Here is a 24,076-nt window from a genome sequence, read left to right as displayed (position 1 = left end):
CCCTCCAAGACCTGGAAGCCGCCCGCGGCAGCGGTGTCACCGGCGGTGGATCGCTGCTCCCGATGGCGGACGTGATCCGGATGGCGTCCCACGCTCACCACTACTTGGCGGTGTTCGACAAGCACACCAACCAAGCGCTCTACCTCGGCCGCACCAAACGACTCGCCTCAGTGGGGCAGCGGATCATGCTCCACGCCCGCGACCGTGGCTGCACCAAGCCCGGGTGCACCGTCCCCGGGTTCGGGGCGCAGGTGCATCACACCAACGGGTGGGCCAAGAACAACGGGCAGACCAACATCGACGAAGTGGTCTTCGCCTGCGGAGGCGACAACCGGTTGGCCGAAGAAGGCTGGACGGTCACCGTCGGCCCCGACGGTGTCCAATGGATACCCCCACCACAACTCGACGTCGGGCAAGCCCGACTGAACTACCTCCACCACCCCGAACGACTACTCGTCGAGCCGGGGCCGTAGGCGAGCGTGTTTCACTGAGATGGCAGGCGACCGACGATCAAGGAGGACAGCAGGGATGACGAGCACGACGCGGGTGATCTGCTGGCTGATCGCGGCAATGCTCCTTGGATTCTCGGCAGGCGCATCCCTGGCAGGCGAGCGCCCGTGGTGGGCCACGTTGATCGCCGTCATCGCTGCACTGTGCGCCTTGGCTGCGGGCGTCGACGCGACCTTGAAGCTGGCGCGGCAGCGCGAATGAAGGCCGCGCCGCGGCTCCCCAGTCGCACCCAAAGGCGTTGAGCGAGCGTCAGATCGACCCCGGCATGCCTGGAATTCCCCCGGGCATTCCAGGCATGCCGCCCGCGGGCGATCCTCCTTCGTAGGGTGCGCCGTCCGGCATCGAGCTTCCCGGTAGACCGCTACCCATCGGCGGGGGCATCGGCGGCGGGGAGGGCGGCATCGGCGGCGGAGTGTCGTACACACCGCCCTGGCATGCGAAGGCCCACGGCTGTGTCGCGCAAGCAGGGTCATTCGGATCGGTGGGCTCGGCGTTTGCCGGAGCAGTCGCACCCATCGCCGCGAACCCCATGAGCAACGCGACGACGGAGGACCGCACCACCCGGCACAAGTTTGCTGCCATCTGCCCATCACAGCACGAGATCGGTAGTCGACCGGCCTTTTCAGCAGGATTCGTCGGCGCGCATTCATTCCGTCACCAGCTCAACAGTTGCCGATTCGCCGCGAAACCTGTTCGGTAGGCAACGATGACGGACAACGTGCTCTTCGTGCATTGGCACGACCTCGGAAGATATCTCGGCGCCTACGGCCACGACGACGTGTCCAGCCCTCGGCTGGACCAACTGGCCGCCGAAGGGATCCTCTTCACCCGCTCGCACGCCACCGCACCCCTATGCTCACCGTCGCGGGGCTCGCTGTTCACCGGCCGCTACCCGCAGAGCAACGGGCTTGTCGGACTGGCGCACCACGGCTGGGAGTACCGCGCCGGGGTCCGCACACTCCCCCAGATCCTGGGCGAATCCGGTTGGTACACGGCACTATTCGGCATGCAACACGAGACGTCGTTTCCGGCCCGGCTCGGGTTCGACGAGTACGACGTGTCGAATTCCTACTGCGAATACGTCGTCGAGAAGGCGACCACGTGGCTCGAGCAGGCGCCCACGACGCCATTCCTGTTGACCGCGGGCTTCTTCGAAACGCACCGGCCCTACCCGCGGGAACGGTACGAACCCGCAGACGCCGACGTCGTGGAATTGCCCGACTACCTGCCCGACCTTCCCGACGTGCGGGAGGACCTCGCCGACTTCTACGGCTCGATCACCGTCGCCGACGCCGCGGTGGGCCAACTGCTCGACACCCTGGCCGAGACGGGCCTGGACGCCACGACGTGGGTGGTGTTCCTCACCGATCACGGGCCTGCCCTGCCCCGCGCCAAGTCGACGCTCTACGACGCGGGCACCGGCATCGCGACGATCATCCGGCCGCCCACCCGATACGGCACGTCCGGCCGGATCTACGACGACCTCTTCAGTGGCGTCGACCTGCTGCCGACCCTGCTCGGGCTGCTCGGCCTTCCGACGCCCGAGGACGTGGACGGGCTGTCGCACGCCGCGAATCTGCTCGACGGAAACGAGAACTCAGCACCAGTGCGCCCTGGGCCAGTGAGGTCGGCGGTCTACACGACGAAGACCTATCACGATTCCTTCGATCCGATCCGCGCGATCAGAACGACCCACTTCAGCTACATCGAGAACTACGCGACACGGCCGCTGCTCGATCTGCCGATGGACATCGAAGAGAGCGCGCCGGGCAAGGCGGTGGCGCCGTTGAGTTCGGCACCACGCCCCAGTCGTGAGCTCTACGACCTGCGCACCGATCCAACCGAACGCAACAACCTGTTGACCGAGGTGGTGACCAGCGAATCCGAGGCAGTCGCCAACGAAATGTCGATGCTGCTCAACGACTGGCGCGAAAAGACCAACGACGTCATTCCGTCCGAGTTCGCCGGCACCCGCATCTCCGCCAGATATACCGAAACCTATATGCGGGTCAAGGGAATACCGTTGCCGAGCCGATCTGCGCTGGCGGACGGGCGCGGCATCGAAGATCAAGTCCGAACACCGCAATAGTTCTGCTCGTGGCGAGTTGAATGACGTCGCCTCGGGCGAATATGCAACCCCATTTTCCTCCGGTTAGGCTCACGCGCATGCCGTCCCCGACCGCGTATCTGGTGCTCGCCTCGCAGCGCAGCGGCAGCACCCTCCTGGTCGAGTCGCTGCGCGCGACGGGCGTCGCGGGTGAGCCGCAAGAGTTCTTCCAGTACTTGCCGACGACCAGCCAGTCACCGCAGCCGCGGGAATGGTTCGCCGACGCCGGCGACGAGTCGATCATGCGTCTGCTCGACCCGCTCGACGAGGGCAAGCCGGATCTCGCGCCTCCGGAGATCTGGCGTGACTACATCCGCACCGTCGGGCGCACTCCCAACGGCGTGTGGGGCGGCAAGCTGATGTGGAACCAGACGCCTCTGCTGATGCAACGCGCCGACGGCCTGGCGGATCGATCAGGCACCGGCCTGCTGTCGGCGATCCGCGACGTCGTCGGCTCCGACCCGGTACTCATCCACGTCTACCGGCCGGACGTCGTGTCGCAGGCGGTGTCGTTCTGGCGGGCCGTGCAGACCCGAGTGTGGCGGGGTCGGCCCGACCCCGTGCGCGACGCTCGCGCCGAGTACCACGCGGGCGCCATCGCGCACGTCGTGAAGATGCTGCGCGACCAGGAGGACGCGTGGCGGGCGTGGTTCGCCGAAGAGGACGTCGACGTCATCGACGTTTCATATCCCCACCTGTGGCGAAACCTCACCGAAGTCGTCGGTACCGTACTCGAGGCGTTGGGGTTGGATCCGAGGTTGGCCCCCGCGCCCGTGCTCGAACGCCAGGCCGACCAGCGGTCCGACGACTGGGTCGAGCGCTATCGCAGGGATGCGGAGAAGGAGGGCCTGCCCACATGACCGTTCACACGCAGGACGACACCCGCGTCGAGGAGTTGCGACTGCTCGAAGCCGAGTCGGTGCACATCATCCGCGAGGTGGTTGCCGAGTTGCAGCGGCCGGTGCTGCTCTTCTCGGCAGGCAAGGACTCGATCGTCCTGCTTCGCTTGGCGGAGAAGGCCTTCCGGCCGTCACCGCTGCCGTTTCCGGTGCTGCACGTCGACACCGGGCACAACTTCGACGAGGTCATCGAGTTCCGCGACCGCCGTCTCAACGAACACGGTCACAAGCTGATCGTCGGCTCGGTGCAGGAGTCGATCGACAGCGGTCGCGTGCAGGAGGTCGGCGGACCGGCCGGGTCCCGCAACCGCCTTCAGACGCGCACGCTGCTCGACGCTCTGGAGGCCGGCGGTTTCGACGCCGCCTTCGGCGGAGCGCGCCGCGACGAGGAACGCGCCAGGGCCAAGGAACGCATCCTGAGCTTCCGCGACGAGTTCGGCCAGTGGGATCCGCGGGCGCAACGGCCAGAGCCGTGGTCGCTGTACAACGGCCGGATCAAGAAGGGCGAGCAGGTCAGGGTGTTCCCGCTGAGCAACTGGACCGAACTCGACATCTGGCGTTACATCGAACTGGAAAACCTCGAGCTGCCGTCGATCTACTTCGCACACGAACGCGAAGTGGTCGCCAGGGACGGCATCCTGCTCGCGGTGTCGAAGTACGTGCAGCCCCAGGACGACGAGACCTCCGCGGTCGAGTGGGTCCGCTACCGCACCGTCGGCGACCTCACGATCACCGGAGCCGTCCGCTCCCACGCCACCGACATCGCAGGTGTCATCACCGAGATCTCCGCGGCCACCGTGTCCGAACGCGGTGAGACCCGGGCTGATGACCGCACGTCGGTGGCGGCCATGGAAGACCGCAAGCGCGAGGGGTATTTCTGATGACTTCGATGACGGGACAGACCACCCGACAACTGCTCCGCATCGCCACGGCGGGGTCAGTCGACGACGGCAAGAGCACGCTGATCGGCCGGCTCATGCACGACACCGACAGCTTGCCGCTCGACCACCTCGAGGCCGTCACCGACGAAGAGGGCATCGCCGACCTGGCCGCGCTGTCCGACGGCCTGCGGGCCGAGCGCGAGCAGGGCATCACGATCGACGTGGCCTACCGCTTCTTCTCCACCGAGTCGCGCAGCTACATCCTCGCCGACACCCCCGGCCACGAGCGCTACACGCGCAACATGTTCACCGGCGCGTCCAACGCCCACGTCGCGATCCTGCTCGTCGACGCCCGCGCCGGGGTGCTGCGTCAGACCCGACGCCACGCCAGGATCGCAAAGCTGTTGGGCATCAAGCACTTCGTCGCGACGGTCAACAAGATCGACCTGGTCGACTTCGACCAGAACCGGTTCGACGAGGTGGCGCGCGAACTGCAGCAGATGGCCGCCCGCCTCGGTGGCGCCGAACTGTCCGTCATCCCCATCGCCGCCAAGCACGGGGACAACGTCGTGCACCGGTCGGAGAACACCCCCTGGTACCCGGGGCCGACGCTTCTGGAGTACCTCGAGGGCGTCGAACTGTCTGCGCCGCAACCGGAGGCCGCCAAGCTGCGGCTCCCGATTCAGTGGGTGTCACGACCTACCGCCGACGAGCGACGGCGCTACACCGGCCGGTTGGCGGCAGGCACGATCAGCGTCGGCGACGAGATCGTGTCACTGCCCGCGGGTACCCGTTCGACCGTCACCGCCGTCGACACCTTGGACGACGACCGCACGACGGCCGTTGCGCCCCTGTCGGTTTCGGTCGAGCTGGCCGACGACATCGACGTGGGCCGCGGCGACGTGTTCGTCAGCGGCGCCGACGACGCCACCCTGCCGGTGCTGGCCCGCGAACTGGACGCGACGGTGTGCTGGTTCACCGAGACCCCGTTGCGCGCCGGCGACCGGGTTGCGCTCAAGCAGACCAGCAAGACGGTCCGCGCGACGGTGCAGGCCATCCACACCCGGTTGGATCCCGAGACGCTCGACGAGCTCGACAACCCGGTCGAGTTGTCCATCAACGACATCGGCGAAGTGACGTTGCGCACCAGCTCGGTCGTGGTCGCCGACTCCTATTCCGACAATCGGGACAGCGGCGCCTTCATCCTGATCGACGAGACGTCCAACGACACCATCGGCGCGGGCACCATCATCGAGCCACGCGAGGTAAAGCCCGGCTCCCAAACCCGTAACGACATCCGTTGGCACCCTTCGGCTCTCGACCGGGCGCATCGCTGGACCGCGACGGGACAGCGCGGTGCCACCATCTGGTTCACCGGTCTGCCCGCCTCCGGCAAGTCGACGCTGGCCGTCGCGGTCGAACGCGCACTTGTCGAGGCCGGTGACGTCGCCTACCTTCTCGACGGTGACAACATCCGGCACGGGTTGTCCGACGACCTCGGCTTCTCGGCCGGTGACCGCGCCGAGAACATCAGACGCGTCGGCCATTTGACCCGGTTGTTCGCCGACGCCGGGGTGGTGGCGTTGGCCTCGCTGGTGTCGCCGTTGAAGTCCGACCGCGAGATCGCCAGGGCCCTCAGCGACGCGGCGAAGTTACCGTTCGTCGAGGTCTACCTCTGCACCTCGGTCGAGGAGTGCGAGAAGCGCGATCCCAAGGGCCTCTACGCCAAGGCGCGGGCCGGCGAACTCAAGGGCCTCACCGGCGTCGACGCGCCCTATGAACCGCCTGAGGACGCCGACCTGGTGCTCGACACCGCGGGTGCCGACATCGACGACATGGTCGCCAAGGTGCTCGAGGTGCTGCGGATCAAGCGCGACGGCGCATAACGCCGAGCGGCCAGTTATCGCACGCATTTCGGCCCGAAACGTGTGATAGGTGGCCACTCGCGGCTTACCGCGACGACACCTGGGCCACCACGAAGATCCGACGGAACGGGAAGAAGGTACGGCCGTCGGGCCGGGCCGGGTAGTTCTCGTCGAGCATGGGGATCAGCTCGCTGCGGAAGCGTTGCCAATCCTCTTCGCCGAGAGCGCTCTTCACCGGGGTGAGGGCCGTGCCCGTGATCCAGTCGAGCACCGGGTGCTCACCGGTGAGTTCGTGCACGTAGGTGGTCTCCCACGTGTCGACCGTGCAGCCGGCGTCGGTGAGCATCCCGGCGTACTCGACGGCAGAGTCGACGACCTTGCCGACGCGAAAGGGGATGTCGCCCAAGGATTCCAACCACCGTGGGCTGCTGGCCAGCTCACGGACGGCGGCGTGCGACGGAGCGTCGAAGTTGCCTGGCACCTGCACGGCGATCCACGCTCCGGCGGGCAGCTCGGCGGCCCAGCGGCGCAACAGTTCCCGATGCGACGGCACCCACTGCAGGGCGGCGTTGCTCACCACGACGTCGGTGTCGGGCTTCGGCGACCACGCCTCGAGGTCGCCGAGAGTGGCCTCCAATCCGCGCTCGCGCGCCGCGTCGACCATCTCCTGCGAGCTGTCGACCGCCTCGACGATCGCGCCTGGCCAACGCTCAGCCAGCGTGACCGTCAGGTTTCCCGGGCCGCACCCGAGGTCGACGACGCGGCGCGGGGATTCGGCACGCACCCGTGACAGCAGCTCGTAGAAGGGACGTCCGCGGTGGTCCGCGAAGGCCAGGTACACGTCGGGATTCCACATGATGACATCCTATGGACGATGGACGAATCAGCCGCAGTACGTGCGATCTGGGAACCGCTCGGGATACCGGGGATCGTCGACGTCCACACCCACTTCATGCCAAAACGCGTGATGGACAAGGTGTGGCAGTACTTCGACGCCGCCGGGCCGCTCGTCGGCCGGACGTGGCCCATCACCTACCGCACCGACGAGGCCGACCGCCTCGAGACGCTGCGCAGCTTCGGTGTCCGCGCCTTCACCTCGCTGATCTATCCGCACAAGCCCGGGATGGCCGCCTGGCTGAATCAGTGGGCCGCCCAGTTCGCGTCGGAGACGCCGGATTGCCTTGCCACCGCGACGTTCTACCCGGAACCGGGGGCAGTCGACTACGTCACCGCCGCGATCGACGGCGGCACCCGGGTGTTCAAGGCCCACGTCCAGGTCGGCGACTACGACCCCACCGACCCGCTGCTCGACGCGGTGTGGGGCGTCGTCGCGGACGCGCGGATCCCCGTCGTCATCCATTGCGGATCCGGTCCGCAGCCGGGCACCCACACCGGACCCGACCCGGTGCGGGCGGTGTTGGCGCGCCACCCTGGGCTGCGGCTCGTGGTGGCTCACATGGGCATGCCGGAGTACGGCGAGTTCTTGGATCTCGCCGAGGCGTATCCCGAGGTCAGGTTGGATACGACGATGGCGTTCACCCCGTTCGTCGAGGAATCACACCCGTTCCCGCCGGCCGACGGACCACGGCTGCTGGCTCTCGGTGACCGCATCCTGTTCGGCAGCGACTTTCCGAACATCCCGTACGGATATCTCGAGGCCATGCGCGTGCTGACCGAGGTGAACGGCGTGGACGACGACTGGTTGCGCGGCGTGTTCCACGACAACGCAGCCCGCCTCTTCGGGCTGGACACCACCGCGGCGTGACGGTGCTCAGCCCTTGACGGCGCTGACCAAGCTGTTCGCCTCCGCCATCGGGCCGGCGTCAGGGTCGTCGGCCGGGATGGGCCGACCGACGGAGGTCAGGTACCTGGCCAGCGGCGTCGGCGTGGCGTGCCACCCCCGGCCGCCGAACCACTCGTCGGCTGGCGCGATCTGCTCGTTGTAGATCAGCGTGAAGAAGGTGCCGTCCTGGCCGGCGTTGCGTTCCTCCTGTTGCCTGGCCTCGAACACGTGCTGGGGCATGGGCCTGCCCTCCTCGACGGCCACCCTGCTGCCGGGCGCCGACAGGCCGTCGATCCCGGCGAACAACTGGTCCTGCGCCGCCGCGGGAAGGTAGATCAACAGACCCTCGGCGATCCACGCGGTGGGCACCGATGGATCGAATCCGGCGTCGACGAGTGCCTGCGGCCAGTCGTCGCGCAGGTCGACGGCGACCTCGCGTCGGTCGGCGCGCGGCGAGTCGCCGAGTTGGGCGACGACGCCGCTTTTGAACGCCAACACCTTGGGCTGGTCGAGCTCGAAGATCACCGTGCCGTCCGGCCATGGCAACCGGTAGGCCCGCGAGTCGAGACCCGCCGCGAGGACGACGACCTGCCGTACCCCCGCTGCGGCGGCGTCGGCGAAGTACTTGGTCCGCGCGGCCTGAAAGGACACGAAGTGCCCACCGAAGTCGCCCTCGAGCAGCTGGCTGCCGTGGCTACCCGACACCGTGCCGTCCATCATGTCCGACCACTCGCCGCCTGCCGCCCGGCAGAAGACCTCGGCGTAGGGGTCAAGCACCAGCGGCTCGGGACGCTTGGCCTCCAATGCCCTTGCCGCAGCGACGAACAGAGCCGTCGAGCCGACGCTGGTGGTGATGTCCCACGAGTCTCTTTCGCCGTCACCGGGTCGCATCCAGCAGACGATACGCCCGAAGTCTGGCTAGATCAGTGGGCGCCCGGTCCTGATTCGCCGGTCGACGTCCATCAGCAACACGTTGAACGGAAACTGCCGGACCACGCGGGGCGACAGGCGCGTGGCGACGCGCAGCAGCGCCATCAGCCGGTCGAACCGACGCTGGCGGCGAGCATCCCACGGCAGCCGCATCTCGTCGCGAAAGCGTTGCGGGAGAAAGCCGGTCGTGATCAACAAGGCCAAGGCCTCGTTGCGGCGCTGCAGCGGACCCGGCAAACTCACCCCGCGGATCCGGCTTGCGGCGATCGGATACAGGTACTCGCGGACGGTGGCGTCGACGTGCACCTTCGCGAGCTGTTCCTGCCAGTACTCGTCGAAGGCGGCGCGGTCGGCGGGCCACATCTCCTGCGGCACCTGCAGCGTGGTGCCCAGCGAACTGCCTTCGGCGTAGTGCCGATCGGCGGTCTCGTCGTCCATCTCACCGACGAAGGTGCGGTAGGAGTCGACGGCACCCTTGTACAGACAGGCGGCGACCCACATCTGCAGATCCTTGTCGAACGCGTTGTACTGCACCGGGCTTTCGTCGGTGGAGTAGACCTGCGCGTGCGCCTTGTTCACGGCCCGTCGAAAGGCGGCCTTCTGCTCGTCGCTGCCGCGGCCGGCGACGGCCAAGTAGGTGAACGTGGTGCGGGCGCGCTTGATCGGGTGCAGGTCGACCCGGCCGCTCTCGACCCGGCTCTCCAGCACGCCATAGCCGACGCCCGGCCTTGCCAATTGCATGATCACGTTCGCAGGCCCGAGCAGCAGGCCCACCCCGAGCAAGCCCTCGTCGATGGTCGGCCCACGCCGCGCGAGCCGTCCGCGCCGCGTCGACGGTGCGGCGGGCGCACTGATGGAACGTTCGACGTGACTGTTGCCGACCGCCATTGACTCAACCCCTCGTCGCACATCTGACAACGTTCGTTTCCAGATATTGCCCCCGGACCCCACAGGTGTCAAGATCGGGACCATGGCGAAGATCCGGCCCTACGGCGGCGTGCAGGCCCGTGACCGGATCGCCGAGCGCAAGGGCCGCCTGCTCGACGCGGGCCTGGAACTCCTCGGCGGCTGCGACGACCCTCCGGACCTCACCGTCCGCGCCGTCTGCGCCGAGGCGGGGATCACCGCCCGGTACTTCTACGAGAGCTTCACCGACAAGGACGCGCTGGTGGCGGCGGTCTTCGACCGCGTGGTCGCCGACATCGCAGCCACCACCCAGGCCGCCGTCGCCGCCGCACCACCTGAGGAGCAGAACCGGTCGGGCATCGCCAACCTGGTCAGGGCGGTGGCCGAGGACGCCCGCGTCGGACGGCTCCTGTTCAACCCCCGACTGACCAACGCGGTGCTGGCCCGCAAGAGGGCCGAGGCCGGTGGCGTCTTCGCCGTCCTCTCCGGCGAGCATGCAACCAACGCCTACGCGCTGCCGGACGACGAATGGATGAAGTCCGCCGCGCACTTCATCGTCGGCGGTGTCGCGCAGACGATCAGCGCGTGGGTCTCAGGCGACGTGACGCTCAGCGAGTCGCAGCTGATCGCTCATCTGACGCGAATGCTCGACGCGCTGGCCGGCCCTCGGGACCGTCACGCGTCGGCTGTCCCGAATCCTGCTGCCCAACAGATGTTTCCGATGTAAGGACAAGTAGCTCCTGGTCAAAGCGCCATTCGGTATCTAACATCGAATTCAGCTGCGATCCGCAGATCGGCAGAGAGGTCGCCAATGACCCCCGGGGTACTGCGCGAGTTCGTGGCGTCGGACTCCCCCACCGCACGCCGGGCCGGTTCGGGCGGACATCCGTGCCAGGGCGTCTACTACCGGGGCGTCGGCCGCAAGCCGAAGGTCGGGATGATCGCCGCCCACTACCAAATCGACTTCTCGGAGCACTATCTCGCCGACTACATGGCGACTAGGGGCGTCGGCTTCCTGGGCTGGAACACCCGCTTCCGCGGAAACGAAACCAGCTTCCTGCTCGACCACGCGCTCGTCGACGTCGGAGTCGGCATCCGTTGGCTGCGCGAGGTACAGCACCTGGAAACCATCGTGCTGCTTGGCAATTCAGGCGGTGGGTCACTGATGGCGGCCTACCAGGCGCAGGCCGTCGACCCCCACGTCACACCCATGGAGGGCATGCGACCGGCCGTCGGAATCGGCGAGCTGCCCCCGGCCGACGGCTATGTCGCCAGCGCAGCGCACCCCGGCAGGCCCGAGGTGCTGACGGCATGGATGGACGCCTCCGTGGTCGACGAGAACGACCCCGTCGCCACCGACGCCGGCATGGACATCTTCGACCGTCGCAACGGTCCGCCGTTCTCAGCCGACTTCGTCACCCGGTACCGGGACGCCCAGACCGCCCGCAACCACGCGATCACCGACTGGGTCGACGACGAGATGAAACGCGTTCGAGCAGCTGGCTTTTCGGATCGCCCCTTCACCGTGATGCGCACCTGGGCGGATCCGCGGATGGTCGACCCGGCACTGGAACCCACCAGGCGACCACCGAACACCTGCTACGCCGGAGTGCCGGCAAAGGCCAACAGGTCGGCCCGTGGCATCGCGGCGGCCTGCACGCTGCGGAGTTGGCTCGGCATGTGGAGCCTGCGGACCGCGCAGACCGGTGCGGAGCCGCACCTGGCCCGCATAACTTGTCCCGCGCTGGTCATCAACGCCGAGCAGGACACCGGCGTGTACCCGTCGGACGCCCGCCGAATTTACGGTGCATTGGCGAGCACCGACAAGACCCTGCTGTCGATCGACACCGACCACTACTTCACCACTCCCGGCGCGCGCAGCGAGCAGGCCGATACGATCGCGAAGTGGATTTCAAAGCGGTGGAAGTAAGAGTGCTCGCCCACTTCACCCCGGGCGACAAGGTTCGCGAATTGCTTGCGCCCGAGGCAGATTGGCTCAACGTCCGGTATTGCGCCGAAGACGACGACGAGACCTTCTACCGCGAACTGCCGGAAGCCGAGGTGATCTGGCACGTGCTGCGCCCGCTGTCCGGTGACGACCTCGAACTCGCGAGACGGTGCCGACTGGTACACAAGCTGGGTGCGGGGGTCAACACGATCGACGTCGACTCCGCGACGCGACTGGGCATCGGCGTGGCGAACATGCCTGGCGCCAACGCCCCGTCGGTGGCCGAGGGCACGGTGTTGCTGATGCTCGCGGCGCTGCGCCGCCTCGTCACCCTGGACGCCGCCACCCGCCAGGGGCGCGGCTGGCCGTCCGACCCGGCACTCGGCGAGACCGTCCGCGACGTCGGCAGTTGCACGGTGGGGCTGGTTGGTTACGGGAACGTCGCCAAGCGGGTCGAGACGATCGTGACCGCGATGGGAGCCCAGGTGCTTCACACCAGCACCCGTGACGACGGCACGCCCGGGTGGCGGCCCCTGGAGACACTGCTCGCCGAGAGCGACGTCGTGTCGCTGCACCTGCCACTCACGGAGAAGACGTCGGCCCTGCTCAACGCCGAGAACCTGGCGCTGATGAAGGGAGACGCGGTGCTCGTCAACACCTCGCGCGGCGCGATCGTCGACGAGCAGGCACTGGCCGACGCGCTCCGGGAAGGTCGGCTCGCCGCTGCTGGTCTGGACGTGTTCGCCGTCGAACCCGTGCCCGCCGACAATCCCCTGCTGACGCTCGACAACGTCGTCGTCACCCCGCACGTCACCTGGTACACGGCAGACACCATGCGGCGGTACCTGGCCGTTGGCGTGGACAACTGCCGACGTCTGCGCGACGGCGAGCAGTTGGTGAACCTGGTAAACGAGGTGGCTGTCGCGAGGGGTTGACTCCCAGGTACGCTCGAACCCAACCCACCGGTTGATCTAGGAGTACCGCATGCCGATCGCGATCCTTTCCGAGCACAACGACCTCGCCGATTCCGTCCGCGATCTGGTGAAGCGGGTGGCACCGTCGGACGTGCTGCACGCGGCACTCGAGACGCCGATCTCCAACCCGCCGCCCTACTGGAAGGCCGCCGCCGAGCAAGGCCTGCAGGGACTGCACCTCTCCGAGGACGTCGGCGGTCAGGGCTTCGGCATCCTCGAACTCGCCATCGTGCTCGCCGAATTCGGCTACGGCGCGGTTCCCGGCCCCTTCGTCCCGTCGGCCATCGCGAGTGCGTTGATCGCCGCCAACGACCCCGCCGACAAGCTCCTCGAGGGGCTCGCGTCCGGTGAGACCATCGCCGCCTACGCCATCGACTCCGGGCTCACCGCGACCCGTCAGGGTGGCGGCCTCGTCATCCGCGGCGAGGTCCGCGCCGTACCCGCCGCCGCGCAGGCGTCGCTCCTGGTGCTGCCCGTGTCGATCGAGAGCCGCGAGGAGTGGATCGTCCTCGACGCCGACCAAGTCGAGATCGAACCCGTCAAGAGCGTCGACCCGCTGCGGCCCTTGGCCCACGTGCGTGCCAACGCCGTCGAGGTCGCCGACGACCGCGTGCTGACCAACCTCAGCCGCACCCGCGCCCGCGCCCTGATGTCGACGCTGCTGTCGGCCGAGTGCATCGGTGTCGCGCGGTGGGCCACCGACACCGCGTCGGAGTACGCCAAGATCCGTGAGCAGTTCGGCCGCCCGATTGGCCAGTTCCAGGCGATCAAGCACAAGTGCGCCAACATGATTGCCGAGACCGAGCGGGCGACCGCCGCAGTCTGGGATGCGGCACGCGCCATCGACGAGGACGGCGAGAGCAACTACGAGTTCGCCGCCGCCGTCGCCGCCACCCTCGCCCCCGTCGCCGCCCAGCACACCGCGCAGGACTGCATCCAGGTGCACGGCGGCATCGGCTTCACCTGGGAGCACGACACCAACGTCTACTACCGGCGCGCGATCGTGCTCGCCGCGTGCTTCGGCAGGGCCGCCGACTACCCACAGCAAGTGGTCGACGTCGCCACCAGCACCGGGATGCGCCCGATCAACATCGACCTCGACTCCGACACCGAGAAGCTCCGCGAGGAGATCCGAGCGGAAGTCGCTGCGCTGAAGGCACTTCCGAGCGAAGAACGCGTCACCGCGATCGCCGAGGGCGGCTGGGTGTCACCCCACCTTCCGACGCCGTGGGGTCGAGCCGCCCAACCGATCGAGCAGATCATCATCGCCCAGGAGTTCTCCACCGGTCGCGTGAAGCGGCCGCCGATGGGCATCGCCGCCTGGATCATCCCGTCGATCGTCGCGTACGGCACCGACACCCAGCAGCAGCGCTTCCTGCCGCCGACCTTCCGCGGCGAGATGATCTGGTGTCAGCTGTTCTCCGAGCCTGGCGCGGGCTCCGACCTCGCGAGCCTGACCACCAAGGCCACCAAGGTCGACGGCGGCTGGCGCATCACCGGTCAGAAGATCTGGACCACCGGCGCGCAGTACTCCCAGTGGGGCGCGCTGTTGGCCAGGACGAACCCGAGCGCCCCGAAACATGGTGGCATCACGTACTTCCTGCTCGACATGGCCAGCGAGGGCGTCGAGATCAAGCCCTTGCGCGAGCTCACCGGCAACGCGATGTTCAACACCGTCTTCATCGACGACGTGTTCGTCCCCGACGAGCTGGTCCTCGGTGAGGTGGACCGCGGCTGGGAGGTCAGCCGCAACACGCTGACCAACGAGCGCGTGTCGATCGGCAGCAGCGAGCCGCCCTTCCTGGCAAGTCTGGAACAGTTCGTCGAGTTCCTGCGCGACGGTCAGTTCGACCAGATCGAGCAGAACGAAGCGGGCCGCCTGATCGCCGAGGGCCACGCCGCCAAGCTGCTCAACATGCGCTCGACGCTGCTGACGCTGGCCGGCGGAGACCCGATGCCCGCCGCCGCGATCTCGAAGCTGCTGTCGATGAAAACCGGCCAGGGCTACGCCGAGTTCGGTGTCTCGTCGTTCGGCACCGACGCCGCCATCGGCGATCAGGGCGAGCTGTCCGGCAAGTGGGCCGAGTACCTGCTGGCCGGTCGCGCGACGACGATCTACGGCGGCACCTCGGAGGTGCAGCTCAACATCATCGCGGAGCGTCTGCTCGGCCTGCCCCGCGATCCGTAATGCCGTGACACCCTGGTCAGGGTGAGCGCCGACATCACCCTGCGTCAGTTGCGCTACTTCGCGGTGCTTGGCGAGGAGCTCAACTACCGGCGCGCGGCTGGGCGACTCTTCATCACCCAGCCCGCGCTGTCGACCGCGATCAAACAGCTCGAACAGCACTTCGGCGTGGTGCTGTTCACCCGAAGCACCCGCGAGGTGGCGCTGACCGACCTCGGCGCGGCCTGGCTGCCGCAGGTGCAGCAGGCGATCTCGGGCGTCGACGCGGTGGTCGAGAACCTCGTCACGCTGTCGGGCACGCGAAAGGGCGTGCTGCGCCTCGGGTATCTCATCGGCACGGGCGCCGATCTGCTGTTCCGCGTGGTTCGCCACTTCGAGGCCGCCTACCCCGAGGTGACGGTCGAGCCCATGGAGTACGACTTCGCCGATCCGACCGCCGGGCTGGCCGACGGCAGCACCGAGGTCGCGATCATCCGCCCGCCGGTCGACCTGCCCGAGCACCGGATGCTGATGCTCGACGCCGAGTCGTGGGTGGTGTGCATGCCGCGCGACCACCGCCTCGCCGAGCGGTCCGAGGTGTCGATCACCGAGCTGCTCGACGACCCGATCGTCTGCGCGCCGCTGACCGCAGGCCCCTGGCGCGACTACTGGCTGGCGATGGACGTCCGGGGCAACCGGCCGCCGACCATCGCCGCGGTCGCCGCCACCTACGAGGCGGAGACGACGTGCATCGCCAGAGGTCTCGGCATCAGCTTCACGTCGTCGTCGGTCGCCCGCTTCTACGACCGACCGGGCATCGTCTACGTGCCCATCACCGATCGGCCGCCGAGTTACACCGCCCTCGCGTGGCAGCCGTCGTCGCTGTCGCCGCAGGGAGATGCGCTGGTCAGGCACGTGCAGGCGCACTGGAGCTTCGGCGACACCGTCGCCGACGACGCCATTGATAACGTCAGCTTATGAGCAGATCAAAACAATGAACTTCCGCCTGCCGAGCCGGAGGGCTTTCCTGTCTCTAGGTGCAATTCGACCGACCTGACCTGGAGCGATCATGACCGATGCCCTAGCTTCACATACTCATTCAAACTCCCCCCTCGACGACGAGGACGCCAAGCTCGCCGAGTTCGGCTACTCCCAAAAGCTCGACCGCTCGGTCGGGAAGCTGGCGTCCTTCGCCATTGGCTTCGCCACGATCAGCGCCACCACCGCGGTGTTCACCGGCTTCGGCGCCGGCTACTTCACCGCGGGCGGACCCTTCGTCTGGACGCTGCTGCTCGCCGCAGCGGTGTTCGTCATCTGGACGCTGATCGCCGCGGACCTGACCGCCAAGATCCCCCTGGCCGGCTATTCCTACCAGTGGACCAGCCGCCTCGTCGGCTCGACGATGGCGCTCTTCACCGGAGTCCTGGCCCTCGCCGGCTGGATCTGCGGCATGACCGGCGTCGGATTCATCCTGTCGGGCTACCTCGGCAGCCTCTTTGGCTGGAACATGAGCCAGACGGCGCAGATCTTCGTCGCCATCGGCGTGATGGCCGTCTGCATGCTCATAAACCTCTACGGCGTCCGGTTCGCGACGATGGTCAACAACATCGGCGTCAGCCTCGAATTCGTCATCACCATCGGCGCAACGATTCTCGTCGCGATCGTCGCCTTCTCCTCGCCGGACAACCACCAGTCCGTCTCGGTGCTGTTCACCGGCGGATCCTCCGACGCGAGTACCCCCTACGTCATCGCCTGGCTGGCCGCCTCGCTCGGCCCGTTCTTCGGCCTGATCGGCGTCGAGGCCAGCGCGGACATCGCCGAGGAGACCAAGGACGCACGACGCGTCATCCCGCGCACCATGTTCTACGCGCTGACCGCCTCGATCATCATCGAGTTCGGCATGTACGTCGTCTACGTGCTGGCGATCAAGGACGCAGGCGCGGTCGAAGCCGCCTCCGCCGCGCCCATCGAGGAGATCATCACCCAGCAGGTCGGGCCGGTCATCAGCAAGATCGTCGTCGCCGTGGCACTGACCAACGTATTGGCCTGCATCCTGGCCAACATCCTGGTCGCCACCCGGCTGACCTACTCGATGGCCCGCGACAACATGCTGCCGTTCTCGCACGTCTGGCGGCACGTCTCCCCGTCCAACCGCACGCCCACGTACGCCGTGCTCGGAATCTTCGGCTTCTCGACTCTCCTGCTGCTCTCCGCATTGGTCGCCGAGAAGGCGTTCTTCCTCATCCTCGGGCTCTCGTCGTTGGCGGTCTGCGCGATGTACCTCCTTCAGACCATTGCCGTCATGATCGCCACCCGCCGCGGAACCATCCCGGCGCCCGAGCCGAAGACGTTCGACCTCGGCAAGACGCGGGTACCGGTGGCCGTCATCGCAGCCATCTGCTTCACGCTGGTGTGCGCGGCGCTGATCTTCCTGCCCCAGTTCGCGGGCAACGGCTACGTCTTCGGAGGCCTCCTCGCGCTGACCGCCCTCTGGGCCGTTACCGGACTGCGCAAGCGGTTGGCCACCGGCGAGGCGGGCCCGAACTTCGCCAAGACCCACACCTCCTGAACCTACTCACCAGCAAGGAATTTCAACATGACCGTTACTGATCTCGGCACCAGCAACCTCGTCGCCGTCGAACCCGGCGCAGCGATCCGCGAAGACACCCCCGTCGGCTCGGCGATCCAGTACAGCGACTACGAGCTCGACACGTCCAGCCCCTTCGCCGGCGGCGTGGCCTGGATCGAGGGCGAGTACATGCCCGCCGAGGACGCCAGGATTTCGATCTTCGACACCGGCTTCGGACACTCCGACGTGACGTACACCGTCGCGCACGTGTGGCACGGCAACATCTTTCGGCTCGACGACCACGTCGACCGGCTGCTCGACGGGGCCCACAAGCTGCGTTTGGACGCCGGGATGAGCAAGGCCGAGATCGTCGAGATCACCAAGAAGTGCGTGTCGCTGTCGCAGCTACGCGAATCCTTCGTCAACCTCACGATCACCAGGGGATACGGAAAGCGCAAGGGCGAGAAGGACTTGTCCAAGCTCACGCACCAGGTGTACATCTACGCCATCCCGTACCTGTGGGCGTTCCCGCCGGCCGAGCAAATCTTCGGCACCACCGCGATCGTCCCGCGCCACGTCCGCCGCGCCGGCCGCAACACCGTCGACCCGACCATCAAGAACTATCAGTGGGGTGACCTGACCGCGGCCAGCTTCGAGGCCAAGGACCGCGGCGCGCGCACAGCCATCCTGCTGGACGCCGACAACTGCGTCGCCGAAGGCCCCGGCTTCAACGTCGTCATCGTCAAGGACGGGAAGTTGTTCTCACCGTCGCGAAATGCGTTGCCCGGCATCACCCGCAAGACGGTCTACGAACTCGCCGAGCAGATGGGCATCGAGGCCACCCTGTGCGACGTGACCAGCCGCGAGCTGTACGACGCCGACGAGATCATGGCCGTCACCACCGCCGGTGGCGTCACGCCGATCAACACCCTCGACGGAGAGAACATCGGCAACGGCGAGCCAGGACCCGTCACCGTCGCCATTCGAGATCGCTTCTGGGCGTTGATGGACGAGCCAGGTCCGCTGATCGAGGCCATCCAGTACTAGCAGGACCACCGCCGACTGCGCGCTTGTTACACGCAAACGTCGAGAGACGACGTGAACAAGCGTGCAGTCGGCGCGTGGGTCAGCCCAGCGAGACGAGTTCCTCCACCGAATCCAACGGCAGCATGCCCTCGACCCAGGCGTTCACGTTGATGCTGGTGAGGTTGATCCCGCCGCCGTGGTTGTCCAGGAAGGCCGTGTCGGCGGCGTCGCGGCCGGTGGCGATGCGCACCATCGTCTGACGCGGCGCCAGGCACGTCGCGTCGACGACGCGCCACAGCCCGTCGACGTAGGCCTCGGCAACGGCGTGAAAGTCCATCGGGTAGCAGCCAGGTGCGTACACCGCGACCAGTCGGGCCGGCACGTTGACCGCGCGCAGCAGCGCAATGACCAGATGCGCGTAGTCCCGGCACACACCAGTGCCTGCGAGGACGGTGTCGGCCGCGCCGTCGATCGGATCGCTGGACCCCGGCACGTACTGCAGCCGCGTGCCCACCCAGGACGACACCTTCTCCAGCAGCGCCGTCGACTTCGCGTCGTTGCCGAATTCCGTTGCGGCGAAACCATAGAACTTGTCGGCCTCCGCGTACCGGCTTGGCCGCAGGTAGGTCGACAGGTCGATCTCGGTGACCGGAGGCGGGTCGGTCTGGCCGATGATCGTTGCCGAGTAGTTCGCCAGCACCGTCCCCTTGCCCGCCTCGAACTTGTGGATGCGGGTGCCGTGCTGGCCGACGAGTTCGGTCGGCTCGATGGCGTTGCCGTTCAACGTGAAGGACAACTCCTCGGTCACCTCGGCACCCGGCTGGGGTGCGACGGCGATCTGGAATTCCAGTGTCGTGGGGTCGAATACCTCAACCTGTAATTGGGCGCCAACTTCGCGTCTCATGGGCTCACCACGTCTTTCCGGTCAAAATGTCAGGGGAGGCGCGGCAAGCGCGTCGTGTCGAGCCCATCCTTACCCGGACGGGCCGCCGCCAAAACAGAGCACCGGGCCAGATCACGTCGACGTGATGGCGACGAGTCTAGGGGACGATCGAGTCCACGTATCCCCCGTCGACGCGGACCGCCGCGCCGGTGGTCGCCGACGCCTGCGGCGAGCTGAGATAGGTGACCATGTTCGCGATCTCGTCGGGTTCGATCAGACGCTGAAGCAGTGACTGTGGGCGGTGCTTGCGCATGAACTCGCGCTGCGCCTCCTCCCACGGCAGGTCCGCGTCGACCAACTGGTAGACGAAGTCCTCGACCCCCGCCGTATGCGTCGGCCCGGCGATGACGGAGTTCACCGTGACACCCGTGCCCGCGGCGTCCTTGGCGAAGCCCCGCGACACCGCCAGCAGCGCCGTCTTCGAGGTGCCGTAGTGAATCATCTCCTCGGGGATGACGATTGCCGAGTCGCTGGCGATCTGCAGCACCCGCCCCCAGCCTCGCTCGGTCATCCCGGGCAGATACGTCCGAATCAGCCGAATCGCCGAGAGCACGTTCACGTCGAAGTAGCGACGCCACTCGTCGTCGGAGATCTCGCGGGCAGGTGTCGCGCCGAAGATGCCGAGGTTGTTGACAAGGACGTCCACCGCGGGAAGTTGGTCGACCAGACCCTCGACACCCTCGGCGGTGGTGACGTCGGCCGCGATGCCGAGCACGTCACCGCCGGTGGCAGAGCGCAATTCGTCGGCCGCCTCGTCGACCCGAGCCGCCGTGCGCCCGTTGACGACGACGCGGGCGCCGCTCTGCGCCAACCCCTTCGCGATGGCAAGGCCGATGCCCTGGGTGGAGCCGGTGACGAGTGCGGTCTTTCCTGTCAGGTCGATGATCACTCCGGAGTAGTACCACCAACGGGCCCGGGCTATTCCCCAATCGTCGCGACGAGAGGGTGCCACGAGAGTTTGACAGGAGCGCGTGTCACCGTGGATTGGACTGAGTTCGACATCTGAGGAGACATCGTGCGCCGCTTGTTCGTCACGGCCTTCATAGCAGTGCTGCTACCCGTGTTCGTGGGATTCGCCGGCGGCGCCGCCACCGCGAACGCCTTCTCCCGGCCAGGACTGCCGGTCGAATACCTGATGGTGCCCTCGGCGAGCATGGGCCGCGACATCAAGGTGCAATTCGAGAGCGGCGGGGCCAACGCGCCGGCCATCTACCTTCTCGACGGTCTCCGCGCGCAGGACGACTTCAACGGTTGGGACATCAACACCCCGGCCTTCGAGTGGTATCAAGGGTCGGGCCTGTCCGTGGTGATGCCGGTAGGTGGCCAGTCGAGTTTCTACAGCAATTGGTACAAGCCCGCGTGCGGTACGAACGGCTGCCAGACCTACAACTGGGAGACGTTCCTGACGCAGGAACTCCCCGCCTATCTGGCCAGCGAGAAGCAGGTCAAGCCGACCGGCAGCGCCGCGGTCGGGCTGTCGATGGCCGGTTCGGCGGCACTGACGCTGGCCATCCACCACCCCGCGCAATTCCCCTATGCCGCTTCGCTATCCGGCTTCCTGAACCTCTCCGAGGGCTGGTGGCCGGGACTGGTCAACAGCGCCATGGGTGACGCTGGCGGCTACAAGGCCAACGACATGTGGGGTCCCGCCGAAACCGACCCGGCGTGGAAGTACAACGACCCCATGGTCAACATGGCGACGCTGATCGCCAACGGAACCCGCATCTGGATCTACTGCGGCAACGGCACCCCGTCCGAGCTCGGCGGCGACAACCTGCCCGCCAAGTTCCTCGAGACCTTCACGCTGCGCACCAACAAGACCTTCCAGGACAACTACCTGGCCGGCGGCGGCAAGAACGGCGTCTTCAACTTCCCGGACAGCGGCACGCACGACTGGGGATACTGGGGTCAGCAGCTGCAGGCGATGAAGCCCGACGTGCAGCGGGTGCTGGGCGCCGTCCCGACCGCCACCTAGATCGCGACTGGAGGACCGTCATGGACGAGCAGGTCACCGAGGCCAGGCGTCGCTGCGCGGTCGCCGTGTTGGGCGGACCGACGACGCTGCTCGACATCGCCGGGCACCGGATCGTCGTGGACCCCACGTTCGACCCACCGGGGCCGCATGCGTACCTGACCAAGACGGCCGCGCCTGCGGTCGACGCCGCGGCACTCGGTCGGGTGGACCTGGTGCTGGTCAGCCACGACCAACACCTGGACAACTTCGACGACGCCGGCCGGGCGTTTGCCCTGGCGGCGCCGCGGGTGCTCACCCATCCCGGTGCGGCGGGACGGCTCGGGTCACCCGCCCAGGGTTTGGCGCCCTGGGCGACGGTCGAATTGGACGGTTTGCGGGTGCAGGCCGTCCCGGCGGTGCACGGCCCGGTCGACGGCGACCGCGACGACTCCGGATACGTCAACTGCGAGGTGACGGGTTTCCTGCTGTCCGGCGACGGCCTTCCGACCGTCTACATCAGCGGCGACAACGCCTCTCTCGCAACGGTTTCGCAGATCGCGCACACCGTCGGCGCGATCGACGTCGCGGTGCTCTTCGTCGGCGCGGCCCGAGTGCCTCCGAAGCAGGACGGTCGCCCGCTGACCCTGACCAGCGCCAGGGCCGCCGCGGCCGCGGAGGTGCTGGCGCCGCGCTTGGTCGTCGCGGCGCACCTCGACTCGTGGGCACACTTCACCGAGGGCATCGAGGACGTCGCCGCCGCGTTCCACGACGCCGGCATCGCGGACCTGTTGGACCGCACTCCGCACGGCCGCTGGACTGACCTGGAGTACCTAGTCGCAGTCTAGGCCGCGCGCGCCGTTCGTGAATCCTCGGCGGAATTCGGTGGTCGAAATCGCCAAGGATTCACGAACGCTGCCTACTCGGCTCCGCCGACCTCGAGATCCTTGAGCTCGCGCTTGAGGATCTTGCCCGTCGGGTTGCGCGGCAGCTCGTCGAGGAAGATCACCTCGCGCGGCACCTTGTAGCGAGCCAGGTTGTCCTTGACGTAGGCCTTGATCGCATCCTCGTCGACCGTGGCGCCCTCGGTCTTCACGACGAAGGCGCGCAGCCGGTGACCCCATTCCTCGTCCGCGACGCCGAGCGCCGTGGCCTCCACGACCTCCGGATGCCCGCTGATCAGATCCTCGACCTCGGCGGGAAAGACGTTCTCGCCACCGCAGACGATCATCTCGTCGTCGCGGCCACTCACGTAGAGCAGGCCGTGCTCGTCGAAGTAGCCGACGTCGCCCGACGACATCAGGCCGTCGATGATCGCCTTGTGCCCGCCGCCGGTGTACCCCTCGAACGGGAACGTGTTGCCCACGAAGATGCGGCCGACCTCACCGGGAGCCACCTCGATGCCGTTGTCGTCGAACAGCTTGACCTTGACGCCCTTGACGACGGGGCCGACCGTCGACGGATTGATCGAAAGGTCCTTTGGCCGTGCGATGGTCGCGAACGCGATCTCCGTCGAGCCGTAGAGGTTGTAGACGACGGGGCCGAGATCCTTCAACGCGCGGGTGGCGAGTTCGCCGCCGAGCTGAGACCCGGAGACGAAGGCGATGCGCAGGCTCGACAGGTTCGGCTTGGGACTCGTCTTCTCCAACTCGTCGAGGATGCGCGACAACATCACGGGCACCACCACGACGGCGGTCACCCGATGCTTCTCGATGTCTTCGAGCACCGTGGCCGGCTTGAACCGACGACGCAGCACCAGAGTGCTGCCCAACATCATCGCGATGGTCGCGTGCAGGAAGCCAAGCGCGTGGAACATCGGCGCGGGCAGCGACGTCACCTCACCGGACTTGAACGGGACGTGCGACAGCACGCCACCGATCGGAGCCAACGACGGTGGGCTACTTCTGTTGGCGCCCTTGGGAGTTCCCGTGGTACCGCTGGTCAGGATGATGATCTTCGAGTGGGCGCTCGCCTTGGGCGGCGGGGCCGCCTTGCTGCGACTGATGAGGTCGGCCAAGGTCTCGTCGGTGCTCTCGGACGGCTGATCGGGATTGTCGGGGTTCGTCGGCAACGCACGGAGCTTGCCAAACTCCGGGTCGGCGGCCGCGCACGCCTTGGTGTACTCGTCGTCGTGGATGATCAGCTTCGCGCCTTCGCGCTCGGAGACCTCCTTGATCTGCGGCCCGGAGAATTCACTGTTGAGCATGATCAGCCGGACGCCCACCTTGGCGGCGCCGTACAGCCCGATCAGGAACCAGCGGTGGTTGCGGATGAGGAGCGCGACCCCGTCGCCGCCCCGCACTCCCATGCCGATCAACCCGTTGGCGACGGCGTTGGCCGCCGCGTCGAGTTCGGCGAACGTGAGCTCGCCGTCGTCGTCGATGATGGCCGTCCCGGTGGGATTGCGACGGGCGTTGAGCGCCGGGATCATTCCGATCTCGCCCCACCGCCGGATGTCGGCGAGCATCGCGGCCACGTTCTGTGGCGGCTCGACCTTCAGTGCGCCCGCCTCGAACATCTTCCTGGCGTAGTGCAGCTCGGCCGAGCCGCGTTCGAGGTACTGCTGCACCTTGGCCGCTGCCTGCAGGGGTAGCTCTGTGAGGTTGGGCATGGCCCCACA

The 24,076-nt window shown here is 67.3% G+C and carries 22 protein-coding genes; 16 read left to right on the top strand and 6 right to left on the bottom strand.

The window, feature by feature from the left end; translation table 11 throughout:
* From ASD37_RS25665 to cysC, 6 genes are all read left to right on the top strand, one after another.
* Positions 1-473 (top strand): HNH endonuclease signature motif containing protein (locus ASD37_RS25665; protein ID WP_156721094.1); only part of this gene is annotated, 473 nt, incomplete at its 5' end.
* 55 nt (positions 474-528) lie between these two features.
* Positions 529-711, top strand: coding sequence for a hypothetical protein (locus ASD37_RS25660; protein WP_056558201.1), 183 nt, complete (start codon positions 529-531; stop codon positions 709-711).
* 505 nt (positions 712-1,216) lie between these two features.
* On the top strand, positions 1,217-2,599 hold the full coding sequence (locus ASD37_RS25655) for a sulfatase (RefSeq protein ID WP_056558199.1): 1,383 nt from the start codon (positions 1,217-1,219) through the stop codon (positions 2,597-2,599).
* 77 nt (positions 2,600-2,676) lie between these two features.
* Positions 2,677-3,477 (top strand): Stf0 family sulfotransferase, encoded by an 801-nt coding sequence (locus ASD37_RS25650; RefSeq protein ID WP_056558197.1) that lies wholly within the window; start codon positions 2,677-2,679, stop codon positions 3,475-3,477.
* Positions 3,474-4,397, top strand: a complete 924-nt coding sequence (gene cysD, locus ASD37_RS25645; protein WP_056558195.1) for a sulfate adenylyltransferase subunit CysD — start codon at positions 3,474-3,476, stop codon at positions 4,395-4,397. The genes ASD37_RS25650 and cysD overlap by 4 nt, the downstream gene beginning before the upstream one ends.
* An 8-nt stretch (positions 4,398-4,405) precedes the next feature.
* Positions 4,406-6,283, top strand: coding sequence for an adenylyl-sulfate kinase (gene cysC / locus ASD37_RS25640; RefSeq protein WP_370073092.1), 1,878 nt, complete (start codon positions 4,406-4,408; stop codon positions 6,281-6,283).
* Between the two features lie 64 nt (positions 6,284-6,347).
* Here the strand turns inward: cysC and ASD37_RS25635 are convergent, their stop codons facing one another.
* Positions 6,348-7,118 carry a trans-aconitate 2-methyltransferase gene (locus ASD37_RS25635; RefSeq protein ID WP_056558192.1) on the bottom strand — a complete coding sequence of 257 codons (771 nt, stop codon included), beginning with the start codon at positions 7,116-7,118 and terminating at the stop codon, positions 6,348-6,350.
* 18 nt (positions 7,119-7,136) lie between these two features.
* On the opposite strand from ASD37_RS25635, the gene ASD37_RS25630 reads away from it, so the two are divergent.
* Entirely contained in the window at positions 7,137-8,027 is an 891-nt protein-coding gene (locus ASD37_RS25630; RefSeq protein ID WP_056558190.1) for an amidohydrolase family protein, read from the top strand.
* Positions 8,028-8,033: 6 nt separating this feature from the next.
* Here the strand turns inward: ASD37_RS25630 and ASD37_RS25625 are convergent, their stop codons facing one another.
* Complete coding sequence (locus ASD37_RS25625) at positions 8,034-8,936, bottom strand: class I SAM-dependent methyltransferase (RefSeq protein WP_056558189.1); 903 nt, start codon at positions 8,934-8,936, stop codon at positions 8,034-8,036.
* A 27-nt stretch (positions 8,937-8,963) separates the two neighbouring features.
* Positions 8,964-9,863, bottom strand: coding sequence for an oxygenase MpaB family protein (locus ASD37_RS25620; RefSeq protein WP_056558187.1), 900 nt, complete (start codon positions 9,861-9,863; stop codon positions 8,964-8,966).
* Positions 9,864-9,945: 82 nt separating this feature from the next.
* On the opposite strand from ASD37_RS25620, the gene ASD37_RS25615 reads away from it, so the two are divergent.
* The 7 genes from ASD37_RS25615 (at position 9,946) to ASD37_RS25585 (ending at position 18,583) form a co-directional block, all read left to right on the top strand.
* Positions 9,946-10,608 (top strand): TetR/AcrR family transcriptional regulator, encoded by a 663-nt coding sequence (locus ASD37_RS25615; protein ID WP_056558185.1) that lies wholly within the window; start codon positions 9,946-9,948, stop codon positions 10,606-10,608.
* 84 nt (positions 10,609-10,692) lie between these two features.
* Positions 10,693-11,811 (top strand): alpha/beta hydrolase, encoded by a 1,119-nt coding sequence (locus tag ASD37_RS25610; protein WP_056558183.1) that lies wholly within the window; start codon positions 10,693-10,695, stop codon positions 11,809-11,811.
* Positions 11,787-12,764, top strand: coding sequence for a 2-hydroxyacid dehydrogenase (locus ASD37_RS25605; protein WP_235568549.1), 978 nt, complete (start codon positions 11,787-11,789; stop codon positions 12,762-12,764). Before ASD37_RS25610 ends, ASD37_RS25605 begins: the two co-directional genes overlap by 25 nt.
* 49 nt (positions 12,765-12,813) lie before the next feature.
* Positions 12,814-14,991, top strand: coding sequence for an acyl-CoA dehydrogenase (locus ASD37_RS25600; protein ID WP_056558179.1), 2,178 nt, complete (start codon positions 12,814-12,816; stop codon positions 14,989-14,991).
* A 21-nt stretch (positions 14,992-15,012) separates the two neighbouring features.
* Positions 15,013-15,948: a LysR family transcriptional regulator gene (locus ASD37_RS25595; RefSeq protein ID WP_235568548.1), complete on the top strand. Its 936-nt coding sequence runs from the start codon at positions 15,013-15,015 to the stop codon at positions 15,946-15,948.
* 88 nt (positions 15,949-16,036) lie between these two features.
* Positions 16,037-17,536, top strand: coding sequence for an APC family permease (locus ASD37_RS25590; protein WP_056558177.1), 1,500 nt, complete (start codon positions 16,037-16,039; stop codon positions 17,534-17,536).
* Positions 17,537-17,563: 27 nt separating this feature from the next.
* The gene (locus tag ASD37_RS25585) at positions 17,564-18,583 is read left to right on the top strand and encodes an aminotransferase class IV (protein ID WP_056558175.1); all 1,020 of its coding nucleotides are present in this window, start codon (positions 17,564-17,566) and stop codon (positions 18,581-18,583) included.
* Positions 18,584-18,662: 79 nt separating this feature from the next.
* On the opposite strand, the gene ASD37_RS25580 is transcribed toward ASD37_RS25585, so the two are convergent.
* The gene (locus ASD37_RS25580) at positions 18,663-19,466 is read right to left on the bottom strand and encodes a transglutaminase family protein (protein ID WP_056558173.1); all 804 of its coding nucleotides are present in this window, start codon (positions 19,464-19,466) and stop codon (positions 18,663-18,665) included.
* A 136-nt stretch (positions 19,467-19,602) separates the two neighbouring features.
* Entirely contained in the window at positions 19,603-20,394 is a 792-nt protein-coding gene (locus ASD37_RS25575; RefSeq protein ID WP_056558171.1) for an SDR family NAD(P)-dependent oxidoreductase, read from the bottom strand.
* Between the two features lie 126 nt (positions 20,395-20,520).
* Between ASD37_RS25575 and ASD37_RS25570 the strand changes: the two genes are divergently transcribed.
* Both ASD37_RS25570 and ASD37_RS25565 read left to right on the top strand, forming a co-directional pair.
* Positions 20,521-21,480 (top strand): esterase family protein, encoded by a 960-nt coding sequence (locus tag ASD37_RS25570; protein ID WP_370073091.1) that lies wholly within the window; start codon positions 20,521-20,523, stop codon positions 21,478-21,480.
* A 20-nt stretch (positions 21,481-21,500) separates the two neighbouring features.
* Positions 21,501-22,304: an MBL fold metallo-hydrolase gene (locus ASD37_RS25565; protein WP_056558166.1), complete on the top strand. Its 804-nt coding sequence runs from the start codon at positions 21,501-21,503 to the stop codon at positions 22,302-22,304.
* 71 nt (positions 22,305-22,375) lie between these two features.
* Here ASD37_RS25565 and fadD2 read toward each other — a convergent pair whose 3' ends face one another.
* Positions 22,376-24,067 (bottom strand): long-chain-fatty-acid--CoA ligase FadD2, encoded by a 1,692-nt coding sequence (gene fadD2, locus ASD37_RS25560; RefSeq protein ID WP_056558164.1) that lies wholly within the window; start codon positions 24,065-24,067, stop codon positions 22,376-22,378.
* Positions 24,068-24,076: the final 9 nt, after the last annotated feature.

Origin of the sequence: Mycobacterium sp. Root135, from assembly GCF_001426545.1 — a bacterium.
Classification (GTDB): Bacteria; Actinomycetota; Actinomycetes; order Mycobacteriales; family Mycobacteriaceae; genus Mycobacterium.
The sequence above is the reverse complement of the archived record's forward strand: the minus strand, read 5'-3'. Positions and strand labels throughout refer to the sequence as shown.